Here is a 13406-nt window from a genome sequence, read left to right as displayed (position 1 = left end):
GTGCTCTCCTTGAGCGACGGGCTCAGCCGGCGCGATAGTAGTCTGCTTCGCCGACGATCGTGTTCACGAGCCGGCCAATCCCTTCGATCTCGGTCACGACCTCGTCGCCCGGCTGCGTGTCCGCCAGCCCCTCGGGCGTGCCGGTCAGGATCAGGTCGCCCGGCGCGAGCGTCATGAAGCCGCTGATGTGCTCGATCAGCGCCGGCACGTCGAAGATCATGTCGCGCGTGCTGCCGCGCTGCGTCTCGTGGCCGTTCACGGTCGTGCGCAGCATCAGGTCGCCCGCGTCGCCGATCTCGTCGCGGCTGACGAACCACGGCCCGAGCGGCGTGCAGGTATCGCGGTTCTTCACGCGCAGGTTCGGGCGATAGTAGTTCTCGAGATAGTCGCGGATCGCGTAGTCGTTCGCGACCGTGTAGCCGGCCACGTAGTCGACGGCCTGCGCACGGCTCACGTTGCGCGCGGGCCGGCCGATCACGACGGCCAGTTCGCACTCGTAGTGCATGTGCGTCGCATCCGCCGGGCGCACGGTGCGCGACCGGTGGCCGATGAACGTGTTCGGTCCCTTCAGGAAGATCAGCGGCTCGCTCGGCGCCTTGAACGCGAGTTCCTTCGCGTGGTCGGCGTAGTTGAGGCCGAGCGCGAACGTCGTGCGCGGCGCGACGGGCGGCAGCCACGCCACCGCCTCCTCGGCGACCACGCGCCCCGTATCGAGGCGGATCGTGCCGTCGCCGGCCGGTTCGGCCGCATGCAGTGCGCCGTTGTAGATCACGCGCGCCGTCTTCATCGTGCTTCCTCCGCAATCAGCGTATGCCGCAGCGTGCCGATGCCGGCGGCCGAAATCTCGATCGTGCTGCCCGCGCGGGCGCGCGGTGCGCCGCCCGCGACGCCGAGCAACAGCACGTCGCCCGCGTCGAACGACATGAACGCGGTCACATCGGCGATCAGTTCGCGCACCGGGCGGATAAGCGTGGCGGTCGACGCGGACACGGCCAGTTCGCCGTCGATCCGCACCGTCAGGCCGATCGCGTCGACGTCGCCGAGCGCGGCGGCCGGCCCGATGGCCGGGCCCAGCGGGCAGAAGCCGTCACGGCACTTGAAGCGCACGGCCGGGCGGTAGTAATCGGGGTGCGGCACCGACACGTCGCTCGCGAGCGTGAAGCCGTGCACGTAGTCGAGCGCCTGCGCGGCCGGCACGCGCGTCGCGCGCCGGGCGAACACGACGGCCACCGACGCGCCGATTTCCAGCGCGTCGACGCCGGCCGGCACGACGACGGCGGCGCCGTCGCCCGCATGCGTGTTCGCGGGTTTGATGTACAGGATCGGCGCCTGCGGCGGGCGGCCGTAAGGCGGCGCGTTCACGGCGTCGCCGAGCGCGTCGAGCGCGACGCGCTCGTTGAGCAGTGCGCCATAGACGGTACCGATGGCGACCGGCAACGGCGGCGCCGCGGCGGTCGTGCAAGACAGCTCCATGCGTCATTCCCCTGCCGCGCGTCGCGGCGCATCGTCAATATTTAATATCTTAAGTAAACAATCGAACGCTGGCAACCTCGATTACCCTGATACGCGAAATCCATCTCCTTCGGCTGTTAAGATTGATACGTCCCCGTCCTTTACCCACCCCGATGAACCGTACGCTCGACCATCGCAACCTGGCCATGCTGCTGCTCGAGGCCCGCGAAACGCTGATGGGTCTGTTTCGCCCCATTCTCAAGGAATTCGCGTTGACCGAACAGCAATGGCGGATCATCCGCGTGCTCGACGGCGAACCGGCGCAGGCGCTCGAGGCGGGACAGATCGCCAGGCGCTGCTGCATCCTGAGCCCGAGCCTCACCGGCGTGCTGGAACGGATGGAGCGCGACGGCCTGATCACGCGCACGCGCGCGCAGGAAGATCAGCGCCGGCTGCTGGTCAGCCTGACGCCGCAAAGCAGGAAACTGGTGACGGAGATCGGTCCGCGCATCGACGAGCAGTACCGGCAACTCGAGTCGCGCTTCGGCGAGGACGGCCTCGAAGACATCTACCGCGCGCTCGACCGGCTCATCGAACTCGGCGGCAACGCATAAGGAAAGCGCCCGCTCCCGCCGCGCGCGGAAACGGGTGCGGTGCGGCGCGGGCAGTCAGTGCAACGCGCCGCGCATCAACTCGGTCACGGCCACGCCGCGCGACGTGCGCATGCACTCCTCGACGTAATCGATGAACGGCAACGGCTCGAAATCGATTTCGTCGCGCACGCGGCGGTTGTCGAACACGCGATCGACCGTCGCGAATTCCCCGCAGCGCTGCAATGCACGGCCGATCACGCGTTCGAGTGCCGGATCGGCCCGCCCGAGCACGTCTCGCACCACGAGCGGCAGTTCCGCCGGCGCACACGCGGCGTAGCGTGGCGCACCCGTCATCCCCGCCGCCTCGTCCATCGCCCGCACGATCTGCGCGACCTGCGGCGCCTCGTCGCCGGCCGACACGTGATAGACGTCGTGGGCGAGCGTCGGCTTCACGGCCAGCAGCATCGTCGCGCGCGCCACGTCGTCCACCGACACGATGTCGATGCGCGTCATCGGCCGCGCGGTGAAGCGACGCGCGGCATGCGCGAGGCGGAACATCCAGAACGAATTCGGCGCGGGCCGCGTGCCGAGCACCGTATGACCGACCACATGCGACGGCCGCACGACGACGAGCGGCAGCCCGAGCGCGCGCAGGCGCTGTTCGGTTTCGGCCTTCGCGTGCAGATAATCGGCCGCGAGCACCGCACCCGGCAGGCCTTCGTCGTCGTGCGCCGGGTCGTTCGCCACAGCGCCCGCCGCCTGTTCCTGCACGATCCCGCCGCGGCCCGCGTGCGCATAGGCCGTGCCGACGTACACGAAACGCTGCAGGCGCGGCGCGCGCGCGAAGCGTTCGGCGAAATGCACCGCATCGGCGATGTCGGCCTGCAGATGCGCGCCGTCGGCCGGCGAAGCATGGCCGGCGCAGTGAATCACGTGCGTCGCCCCGGCGAGGCGCGGCGCATCGGCGCCGTGCCACACGTCGCCGAGCGCGCCGACGATCACGTTCGCATCGGTCAGGCGCGACGCCCAGTACGGCGCAAGCCCCGCGCGCAGCGCCGCCTCGCGCAGCCGCGCGACGGCGTGGCCGCGATCCTGCGCGCGCACGACGCACACGATGCGTTCGAGCAGCCCCGCATTGACGAGCGCCGTCAGCACGGTACTGCCGATGAAGCCGGTTGCGCCGGTCAGCACCAGGCGCCCGACGTTCGCCGCCGCGACCGGTGCGCTGGCCGGCGACACGAGGCTCGTCCGCCAGTTGAGCGACAACGCGGTTTTCCAGATCAGCACGATAGTCTCCTTCGAAGAATCGGCCGGGCGGCGCGGTGCCCGCGGTTGCGGGCCGCGCACGGCTCACCGGCCGGGCCGGGGCTGACGCGGCCCCGGCAGTCCCGATCGGGCGTGCGGCCTGCGATCGCGTCGATCGCTCTCTGGCACGAGATGGCGGCAGCCGCCGCGGACGGGCGTCCGCGGCACAGGATCGGGACCTTCCCAGTGTGGGGCCCGACCGAATGCAAGTCTGTCCCGAAAGTTTCGTGAAAGTGTGCCGATTTGTACGCGATTGTCGGAGTGTGTCGTGCCGGACCCGCCGTCGGCACGACGAAACGTCCGCCCGGTCGGTGTCCCGACTGCGCCGTGTCGCATCCGTCGGCACCGTTTCGGTGGCCGGTCGCGCGCGACAGATCGACGCGCCCCGCGCGCGGGTCATCCCATCTCTCGACCGCCTTCGACGCGCCTCTCGACACCGCGATCCCCGCTAACGCCCGTGATGGCAAGTGCCTCCGAAACGACCATGAATCGTCAGACGTCGTTCCATCTGAAACCGGAATGAACTCAATAAGGATTGTTTGAGGATTATCACTTGCGTTTCACACCAGTCTATCTAGACTGATCAAGTCAAAACGGTCGAATGCGTCAATTTTTCAGGAGACGATCACAATGCGCCTCACCATTCGGATTAATGGCAGCGAATCGGCAACCCGGCACGCTTTCGCGGTTCTATGGGTCGATACCGACGAGGGACTGTGGTCGCGCGAGGCACATCAGGGCATCGATCTCCCTGCCTGGGGCAAGGTCCGCGACGTCGAGGGCGCGATGGCGCTCTGCGCGGCCGATGGCGGCAACGCCGTGTGCCAGTTGAAGGGGCTGTCGTTCGGCGCGACGCAGCGCGAACAGGGCCCTGCCGTCCTCGCCGGCGACCACGCCGGTGCATGGCGGCTGCAGGCGGTCGATCGCTGCACGACCCAGCCGGAATACCGGGAATTCATTTCCGTTGCCCGATAGCATTCATCGAGGTAAATCGTCTGCGGTTTTCGGGTTTATTCCGGTGCCAGTGATATTCATTTCGATATTCATGATTATCGACGCCCCCTTTCGGGGCGTTTCTCATTTTCGGGCATAAAGAAATAATCGAGGCCCGGGCAATTGATCGCGCTGCGTCGGCGGTCGCGCTCGACCGGCACCCGAATCCGCCTACCCGGATCGCCCCCCCTGCCGAGCATCCCCCCGTTGCCTGCCGTGACGTCGGCCGCCCGCTTTCGTCGTGCTTTTTTACTGCCTTCGTTTTTCATGTCCGGCCAAGTCGCCGTTTTGACGTTTTTTCACGGGGCCGGAACACACTTTCCCCACACGACGTTTACTCATTTATTACAATCGCATTATCCAGACTGATTTGCCGCCGACGGGCGGCCCGAACCGGCCATTGCATGAGCGTGAAAAAGAAGACCCACCCCGCCGATCCGTACGCGGCCGCGACCAAGAATCCGATGCTCGCGTCGCGCCTGCCGATGTGGCGCTCGAGGTTGATCGTGATCGTCGTGTTCCTCGCGTTCGCCGCGCTGATCGCGCGGGCCTTCTGGGTGCAGGTCGCGAACCAGGATTTCTATGTCGGACAGGGCCAGAAGCGCTACCAGCGCACGATCGAGCTCGACGCGATGCGCGGTCGCATCGTCGACCGCAACGGCGCGATGCTCGCGGTCAGCCTGTCGACCTATGAAATCTGGGCGAACCCGAAACAGGTCGCCGATACCGACTACCCGCAGATCGCCAAGCTGCTCGACATGCCGCTCGTCGAGGTGAAGCGGCGTCTGGGCAACGAGAAGACCTTCGTGCTGCTCAAGCGGCAAGTGGACGCCGATACCGCGGGCCGCCTCGACAAGCTCGCGATCGACGGCATCACGCAGATCGCCGATTCGAAGCGCTTCTATCCGGAAGGCGAATCGGCCGCGCACGTGGTCGGCTTCACGAACGTCGAGGACAAGGGCCAGGAAGGCGTCGAACTCGCGGCGAATGCACGCCTGCAAGGCACGTCGGGGCAACGCGAGGTGATCCGCGATCGGCTCGGCCGCATCGTGTCGGATACGCGCCCGCTCGTCCCCGCGCAGCACGGCGCGACGATCGAGCTGACGATCGATCGCCGCATCCAGCAGCTCGCGTACAGCCAGCTCAAGGCCGCCGTGATCGAGAACAACGCGGTGGCAGGCAGCGTCGTCGTGCTCGACGCGCAGAACGGCGAGATCCTCGCGCTCGCGAACTACCCGACCTTCGACCCGAACGATCGTGCCCGCCTGACCGGCCAGCAGTTGCGCAACCGCGCGGTGATCGACACGTTCGAACCGGGCTCGACGATCAAGCCGCTCGTCGTCGCGCTGTCGATCGACGAACGCAAGGTCACGCCGAACACGATCATCAACACGTCGCCCGGCACCTACAAGATCGGCCCGGCCGTGATTCACGACACGTCGAACCACGGGTCGCTGACGGTTTCGCAGGCGCTGCAGAAGTCGAGCAACGTCGCGCTCGCGAAGCTCGCGCTGAACCTGCCCGCCGAAACGATCTGGAACAAGTACCAGGAGTACGGGATCGGCCGCGCGCCGGAACTGACGTTCCCGGGCGTCGCGTCGGGCCGGCTGCGCGGCTACAAGCGCTGGCGGCCGATCGAGCAGGCGACGATGGCTTACGGCTACGGCCTGTCAATGTCGCTGCTGCAGATCGCGCAGACCTACACGGCTTATGCGGGCGACGGCACGCTGCACCCGGTGTCGCTGCTGAAGAACGGCACCGATCAGCAGACGATCGACGCGCATCGCGGCCACCGCGTGACGTCGCCGCAAACGGCCGCGTCGATCCGCTCGATGCTCGAGATGGCGGTCGGCGAAGGCGGTACGGGGCGCCGCGCGCGCGTCGACGGCTACCGGATCGGCGGCAAGACCGGTACCGCGCGCAAGCAGGTCGGCGCGACCTATGCAAAGGGCAAGTACCGCGCGCTGTTCGCGGGGATGGCGCCGATGAGCAACCCGCGCCTGATCGTCGCCGTGATGATCGACGAGCCGCGCGGCAAGGGCTACTACGGCGGCACGGTGGCCGGCCCGGTGTTCGCGTCGGTCACGAGCGGCTCGCTGCAATTGCTCGGCGTACCGCCCGATGCGCCGGTCGAGCCCGAGAAGAATGCGCCGGCAAAAGCGGCTGCGCCGCAGAAGACGGTAGCCGCGCCGAAGGCTTCGCCGGCCCGGACGGCTGCCGCGCGGAAACCATCCGCGCCGCTCGAGACGGCCGCACGATCCGGCACGGCCGCGCCGGCGAAGGCTGCCGCAGGCTGACGACGCCGTCCGGGCGATGCCGGATGCGCGTCACTCCTTCCCGCTTTCATCTCACGTTCCAGGAACGCCCCGCATCATTTGAGGGTTCCCGCCGCGTCCTCCTGCAATATTTGCGCGCCGCAGGTGGCCTTGCCTGTGCGCCCGACTACAACATCCGGCCTACAGCGCGGCCCAGGCCGGGCTGATCAGCGGCACGAAATCGCTGGCGATCGAATAGGGCCGCGACGGCGTGCGCGCGAACATCGTGCTGCCCGGCACGGTGAAGACACCCGCGTCGGAAGCGCGCGTGCGGCGCAATCCGCAGGTGTTCGAGCAATCGAGAAAGGGGTATCCGCCCGACGATTTCGCGACGCCCGACGACGTCGCGCAGGCCGCGCCGTTCCTGAGTTCGCCGGCCGCTCGGATCATCACCGGCGTCGCGCTGCCGGTGGGCGGCGGCCTGCTGGCCGGCAATCGCGTGGTGATGGCGCGGAAACCGACGCTCGAGACGTTCTACTGACACCGAAGCCCGCAGGGCCGGCGGCCGCCCGGGCCGCCGCGCGCTGCCCGGTGCGCGGCGCGATGCCGCGCGCCGTCAATGCGCGGCCGCGACCGGCTTCACCATCCGGCCGAGCACGTGCTCGGTCATCCCGCGCGCGAGTTCGGTCTCGCCCATGAACACGGTGCCGACACCCTCGCTGGACAGCAGCGCGGCCTCGTCGCCGCTGTTGGTGCACAGCACGACTTCGAGCGTCGGGTTGAGCGTGCGCGAGATCTCGACGATCTGCCGCACGTCGAACACGTCGGGCAGCGTGACGACCAGCATCCCGGCCCGCGCGATATGCGCCTGCACGAGCACGATCGGCTCGATCGCGTCGCCCGACACGGCCGCGATGCCGTCCGCGCGCAGCTTCTCGACGAGCTCGCGATTCTGCTCGACGACGACATAGGCGATCCCGCGCTCGTCCAGCGCATGCGCGATCCGCGTGCCGACCTTGCCGTAGCCGACGATCACGACCTGCCCGGTCAAGTGGGTCTGCGGCGTCGACATCGGCAGCGCGGCGAGCGGATCGTCGCGCGCCTCGAGCTTGCGCGCGAACGCCGAATGCTTGCGGATCCACACGAGCGCCGGGTCGATCATCGCGAACAGCAGCGTGTTCATCGCGATCGAAATCAGCGCGACCGCCAGGATCAGGCTCTGCCCCTCGGCCGACAAGAGCCCGAGCGCACGCCCGAGCCCCGCGAGAATGAACGAGAATTCGCCGATCTGCGCGAGGCCCGCGCCGACCGTCAGCGCGGTGTTCAGCGGATAGCGGAACGCGATCACGAGCGCGACGGCCGCGAGCGTCTTGCCGACCAGCACGATCGCCGCGACCTCGATCACGTGCAGCGGCTCCTCGAGCAGCACCTTCGGGTCGAACAGCATGCCGACCGAGATGAAGAACAGCACCGAGAACGCGTCGCGCAGCGGCAAGGTCTCATCGGCCGCGCGCCGACTGAATTCCGACTCGCGCATCATCATCCCGGCGAAGAACGCGCCAAGCGCGAACGACACGTCGAACAGCTTCGCCGCGCCGAACGCGATCCCGACCGCGGCCGCGATCATGCACAGCGTGAACAGCTCGCGCGAGCCGGTGCGCGCGACGAGCCACAGAATGCGCGGAAACACGCGCTTGCCGACCACCAGCATCAGCGCGATGAACGCCGCGACCTTCAGCATCGTGACGCCGAGCGTGCCCCACACGCTGCCGCCCGCCGCATGCGTATCGCCGGGCGGCGTGCCGCCGAGCAGCCCCGCGACGGGCGGCAGCAGCACCAGCACGAGCACCATGACGAGATCCTCGACGACCAGCCAGCCGACCGCGATGCGCCCGTTGACCGTCTCGACGAGCCCGCGTCCTTCCAGCGCGCGCAGCAGCACGACGGTACTCGCGACCGACAAGGCGAGCCCGAACACCAGCGCCGCGCCGAGGCTCCAGCCCCACGTGAGCGCGAGCCCGCCGCCGAGCAGCGTCGCGACGGTAATCTGGACGACCGCGCCCGGCAGCGCGATCTTGCGCACCGCGAGCAGATCGCCGAGCGAAAAATGCAGGCCGACGCCGAACATCAGCAGCATCACGCCCACTTCCGCGAGCTGCTGCGCGAGCGACAGGTCGCCGACGAAACCGGGCGTGCCGGGGCCGATCACGATCCCGGCAAGCAGATAGCCGACCAGCGGCGGCATTTTCAGCAGCGACGCGAGGTAACCGAAGATCATCGCGAGACCGAAACCGGCCGCGAGCAACGCAATCAGGCTGACGTCATGAGGCATCCCCCCTCCCAAGCTCTTGTAACTATTTAGTAAGGTTCAAGAGTGAAAGGATAAGGGATGAGGCGGAAGAATGGCGCGCGGCCGCGAAAAATTCACGCTGCCGCGCGCTTTTGCGGGGTGCAACCCCGGCGAAACGACGGGCGCCGCACGTCGCGGCCGGCGCCCTGAAACGGGTCGAACCGGCGGGGCCGGCGCCCCGCCGCCCGCGTCAGCGCGACGCTTGCGGGAACCGCGCGCCCGGCGGCGGCTCCGGCCGCGTCGACGGCACGCTCTTGCGCACCTTCGCGACTTGCGCGGCCGTCACCGGCGCACCCGTGTTGCCCCAGCTCGTGCGCACGAAGTTCGACACGTCGGCGACTTCCTGGTCCGACAGGCGCCAGCCGAACGGCGGCATCGTGAAGGTCGACGGCGCGGTGCGCGTCCCCTCCAGCGCGCTGCCTTCCAGCACGACGTGGATCAGCGAGGTCGGATCGTCCCCCTGCACGACCGGGTTGCCGGCCAGCGCCGGGAACACGCGCGTGTAGCCGTGGCCGTCGCTGCGGTGGCAGGCCATGCAGTTGTCGCGATAGACGGCCGCGCCCGGCTTGCTCGCGTCGCCCGTCTGCAGCGCCTTCGCGGCGGCCGCGTCGTATACGTGCGGCTGCTCGCCCTGCACGCGCGGCGGCAGCGTCTTCAGGTAGCGCGCGATCGCGTTCAGGTCGTCGTCGGTCATGTGCTGCATGCTGTGGCCGACCACGTCCGTCATCCCGCCGAACGCGGCCGTGCGCAGCGTGCGGCCCGTCTTCAGGAACTGCACGATCTCGGCTTCGTTCCACGTCCCCAGGCCCGTGCGCGGCTCGCCGCGCAGGCTCGTCGGCACCCAGCCGTCGATCGCCGCGCCGCCGGCCAGGAAGTCCGGGCCGTCCGCATCGGTCAGCCCGCGCTCCTGCATCGTCGGCGCGCGCGGCGTGTGGCACGCGCCGCAGTGGCCGAGGCCCTGTACGAGATACGCGCCGCGCGCGACCACCGGATCGGTGTACGGCGCCGCATCGAACGGCTTCGGCGCCGGCGCGAACAGCTTGCGCCAGATCCCGAGCGGCCAGCGCATCGACAGCGGCCACACGATGTCGACCGCGCGGTTCTCGTGCTCGACGGGCGCGACGCCGTGCATGAAGTACGCGTACAGCGCCTTCATGTCGTCGTCGGTCAGGCGCGAATACGACGGGAACGGCATGGCCGGATACATCGTGTCGCCGTTCTTGCGCACGCCCTCGCGCACCGCGCGCGTGAAGTCCTCGTAAGTCCAGCCGCCGAGACCCGTCTTCGGGTCCGGCGTGATGTTCGTCGAGTAGATGCCGCCGATCGGCGTGTCGAACTTCAGCCCGCCGGCGAACGGCTTGCCGCCGCTCGCGGTGTGGCATGCGATACAGTCGCCGGCGCGCGCGAGGTATTCGCCGCGCTTGACCAGGCTCGCGTCGGCCGACCGGGCCACCGGTGCAGCCGCCGGGCCGGAAGCCGCGGCGGGCGCCGCCGGTTGCGCGACGGCCGTCGTGCCGGCGAGGCCGAACACGGCCCAGCTCGCCGCGGCCGCCAGGGCACGCGACCACGAGGACATGCGGCGCGTGGCGAGGGAATTCATCGTCCTCTTCATACGGTCACCAGCGGGGCAGGATTTTTCAGGTATTGCTCGCGGATCGCGCGTGCCGACCAGTAGGCCAGCGCCGCGATGATCCCGGTCGGGTTGTAGCCGATGCCCTGCGGCAGCGCGGACGCGCCCATCACGAACACGTTGTGCACGTCCCAGCACTGCAGGTAGCGGTTCAGCACGCTCGTCTTCGGGTCGGTGCCCATGATCGCGCCGCCGACGAGGTGGGTCGTCTGGTAGGCGCGCGAATCGAAGTGCTTGCCGAACTCGCGCGTCGACACGCTGATCGCCTTCGGCCCCATCGCTTCCGCGATCTTCTTCATCTGCCCGGTCACGTATTGCGCCATCTTGATGTCGTTGTCCTTCCAGTCGAACGTCATCCGCAACAGCGGCTGACCGTACGAATCGCGATAGGTCGGGTCGAGGTCGAGATACACGTCGCGGTACGACATGTTGGTGCCGTGCGCGTCCATCGAGATCGTGTGCGCGTAGTTGTCCTTGACGGCCTTCTTCCACGCGGAACCCCACTGCGGCGTGCCGGGCGGCGTCGCGATGCCGCTGATCGGCTTCACGCCGGCCTGGTTCACCCACAGCGGCGAACCGCCGACGAAGCCGAGCGGGCCGTGGTCGAAGTTGTCCGCGTTGAAATCGTCCACCGCGACGCCGTTGCCGCCCGCGCCGATGAACGGATTCGTGTAGGTGTCCTTGTCGAAGAACGCCTTGATCGTCGACAGGTTCTGGTACGCGAAATTGCGGCCCACGACACCCTCGCCCGAGACCGGGTCGTACGGCTTGCCGATGCCCGACAGCAGCAGCAGGTGCACGTTGTGATACTGGAACGCGGCCACGATCACGAGATCGGCCGGCTGGTGCACTTCGCGCCCGGCCGGATCGACGTAGGTCACGCCGGTCGCGCGCTTCTTCGTGTCGTCGAGGTCGACGCGCAGCACGTGGCACTTCGAGCGCAGCTCGAAGTTCGGCGCCTGCTTCAGCGCGGGCAGGATGTTCAGGTTCGGCGACGCCTTCGAGTACATGTAGCACGCGTAACCGCTGCAGTAGCCGCAGAAGTTGCACGGGCCCATCTGCACGCCGTACGGGTTCGTGTACGGGCCCGACGTGTTCGCCGACGGCAGCCGGTACGGATGCAGGCCGAGCGACTTGGCGGCGTCGAAGAAGCGCTGCGCCGAATACGTATTGAGCTGCGCGGGCAGCGGGAAGTTGTCGCTGCGGTTCGCCTCGAACACGTTGCCGTCGCCGACCACCTTGCCGCCGACCTTGTACGCCTGCCCCGACGTGCCGAACACCTTTTCGGCGAAGTCGAAATGCGGTTCGAGCTCGTCGTAGGTCACGCCCGTATCCTGGATCGTCATCCCTTCGGGGATGAACTTCCGGCCGTAGCGCTCTTCATAGTGGCTGCGCAAGCGCAGCTCTTCCGGCGTGATCCGGAAATGCACGCCCGACCAGTGCAGCCCCGCGCCGCCGACGCCTTCGCCCGGCAGGAACGCGGCGAGCTGCCGGTACGGCAGCGCGGTGTCCTGCAGGCCGTGGCGGATCGACACGGTCGTCTTCGACAGGTCGAGGAACAGCTTCTTGCGGATGTTGTACGTCAGCTCGTCGATCGTGTTCGGATACGCGCCGTCCGGGTACGTATCGCGATATTCGCCGCGCTCGAGCGCGACGACCTTCAGGCCCGCTTCGGTCAGTTCCTTCGCGAGAATCGCACCGGTCCAGCCGAAGCCGACGATCACCGCATCGACATGCGGCTTTTTCTCTGCGGCCATCAGCTGCGCTCCCCGTTGATCGAGACGGGCCCGTACGGATAGGGCTTGCCGCTCTGGTTGACGAAATCCATGAAGTCCGCGCGTGCGCCCGGAAAGCCGATCATCTTCCACGCGGCCATGTCGTGATTGCCGCCGTGCACCGGATCGCAGAAATAACCTTCGCGCGTGTTCTGCAGCAACTGGCCGAAGAACACGCCGGGCGGGACGTCGTCGATCTGCGCGGCGCCCTTCTCCAGCGCGCCGAGCACGGTGTCGCGCGTCGGTGCGTCGAGATCCGCGAACGCCTTGCCGTGCGCCTTTTCGCAATAACGGTTGACGGCCGCGATGCCGAGCCGGTAGATGTCGCGGGGCACCAGCTTCAACTGGTAACCCAGCTCGGGCACGCCCTGCTGGAACGGCCCCTGCATGTACCACGTCGCGCCGTGCGCATACGGCGTCTCCATCTGGCGGTCGATGAATTCGGGCACGCCCGATTCGAGCGCGCCGGGGCCTTCGGCGTCGGCCGGGATGAGCCGGTCGACGGCGGCCTGGACGAACGCCCACTCCTTCGCATCGAAGAAGGTCGGCTTGTACGGGGCGCGCTCGGCGCTGGACGATGCGGCGGGCGCGCTGCCGGCCGTCGTCGCGGACGGCGACGACGAGCGCAGGTCGCAGCCGGCGACCGACGCGATCGGCACGAGCGCGACCGACGTGCGCAGGAAACGGCGGCGCGAGTTGGGTTTGTCAGGTGGCGTGGACATGGTCGGATGTTGATCGTTGGGGATCGGCGCCGGCCACGCGCATTCCGCATGCCGCGTGGCCGGCCGGAAGCCGTGCCGCATGCGGCTGGCCGTCCTGTTCTTCATATGTTGCGAACAACCTCGATGCGGGCAACGGCCGCGCGATGCACGGTGACGCCTTCATGCGGCCGCGCGTCGCGCCGGCGACGGCGGCGCGCTGCACGGATCGACCTCTTAACGGGCCCTATCGTCAGACAAATAGCGGCCTTTCGACCGGCATCTGCTGCCATCGCCATGACCCTTGTTCAACTTAGACGCCGCGTTTGCCGACGGCAAGCGCAACGTGCACGAC

The 13406-nt window shown here is 68.2% G+C and carries 10 protein-coding genes and 1 pseudogene; 4 read left to right on the top strand and 7 right to left on the bottom strand.

Annotated elements, in window-relative coordinates; all coding sequences use genetic code 11:
• Positions 1-22: 22 nt before the first annotated feature.
• Positions 23-787 (bottom strand): fumarylacetoacetate hydrolase family protein, encoded by a 765-nt coding sequence (locus AC0KUR_RS20900; RefSeq protein WP_034191541.1) that lies wholly within the window; start codon positions 785-787, stop codon positions 23-25.
• Entirely contained in the window at positions 784-1473 is a 690-nt protein-coding gene (locus AC0KUR_RS20895; protein ID WP_473376369.1) for a fumarylacetoacetate hydrolase family protein, read from the bottom strand. The genes AC0KUR_RS20900 and AC0KUR_RS20895 overlap by 4 nt, the downstream gene beginning before the upstream one ends.
• A gap of 152 nt (positions 1474-1625) precedes the next feature.
• On the opposite strand from AC0KUR_RS20895, the gene hpaR reads away from it, so the two are divergent.
• Complete coding sequence (hpaR, locus tag AC0KUR_RS20890) at positions 1626-2066, top strand: homoprotocatechuate degradation operon regulator HpaR (RefSeq protein WP_034191543.1); 441 nt, start codon at positions 1626-1628, stop codon at positions 2064-2066.
• Positions 2067-2120: 54 nt separating this feature from the next.
• Here the strand turns inward: hpaR and AC0KUR_RS20885 are convergent, their stop codons facing one another.
• Positions 2121-3332 (bottom strand): SDR family oxidoreductase, encoded by a 1212-nt coding sequence (locus AC0KUR_RS20885; RefSeq protein WP_343727329.1) that lies wholly within the window; start codon positions 3330-3332, stop codon positions 2121-2123.
• A gap of 648 nt (positions 3333-3980) precedes the next feature.
• Here AC0KUR_RS20885 and AC0KUR_RS20880 point away from each other — a divergent pair.
• From AC0KUR_RS20880 to AC0KUR_RS20870, 3 genes and pseudogenes are all read left to right on the top strand, one after another.
• Positions 3981-4325, top strand: a complete 345-nt coding sequence (locus tag AC0KUR_RS20880) for a DUF3564 family protein (RefSeq protein WP_034191545.1) — start codon at positions 3981-3983, stop codon at positions 4323-4325.
• A gap of 422 nt (positions 4326-4747) precedes the next feature.
• Positions 4748-6640 carry a peptidoglycan D,D-transpeptidase FtsI family protein gene (locus AC0KUR_RS20875; protein ID WP_034191546.1) on the top strand — a complete coding sequence of 631 codons (1893 nt, stop codon included), beginning with the start codon at positions 4748-4750 and terminating at the stop codon, positions 6638-6640.
• A gap of 139 nt (positions 6641-6779) precedes the next feature.
• Positions 6780-7139, top strand: a pseudogene (locus tag AC0KUR_RS20870) (SDR family oxidoreductase); the annotation flags it as partial.
• 75 nt (positions 7140-7214) lie between these two features.
• Here AC0KUR_RS20870 and AC0KUR_RS20865 read toward each other — a convergent pair.
• The 4 genes from AC0KUR_RS20865 to AC0KUR_RS20850 all read right to left on the bottom strand — a co-directional run bounded on the left by AC0KUR_RS20865 (position 7215) and on the right by AC0KUR_RS20850 (position 13075).
• Positions 7215-8930, bottom strand: coding sequence for a cation:proton antiporter domain-containing protein (locus AC0KUR_RS20865; RefSeq protein ID WP_034191547.1), 1716 nt, complete (start codon positions 8928-8930; stop codon positions 7215-7217).
• Positions 8931-9138: 208 nt separating this feature from the next.
• Positions 9139-10560 (bottom strand): cytochrome c, encoded by a 1422-nt coding sequence (locus AC0KUR_RS20860; protein ID WP_034191548.1) that lies wholly within the window; start codon positions 10558-10560, stop codon positions 9139-9141.
• Positions 10557-12335, bottom strand: a complete 1779-nt coding sequence (locus AC0KUR_RS20855; RefSeq protein ID WP_034191549.1) for a GMC family oxidoreductase — start codon at positions 12333-12335, stop codon at positions 10557-10559. The genes AC0KUR_RS20860 and AC0KUR_RS20855 overlap by 4 nt, the downstream gene beginning before the upstream one ends.
• Positions 12335-13075, bottom strand: coding sequence for a gluconate 2-dehydrogenase subunit 3 family protein (locus AC0KUR_RS20850; protein WP_034191685.1), 741 nt, complete (start codon positions 13073-13075; stop codon positions 12335-12337). The genes AC0KUR_RS20855 and AC0KUR_RS20850 overlap by 1 nt, the downstream gene beginning before the upstream one ends.
• Positions 13076-13406 lie beyond the last annotated feature (331 nt).

Source organism: Burkholderia sp. YHN3-13, from assembly GCF_055810675.1.
Note: the sequence above shows the minus strand (reverse complement) of the source record. Positions and strands in the feature narration are given on the sequence as shown.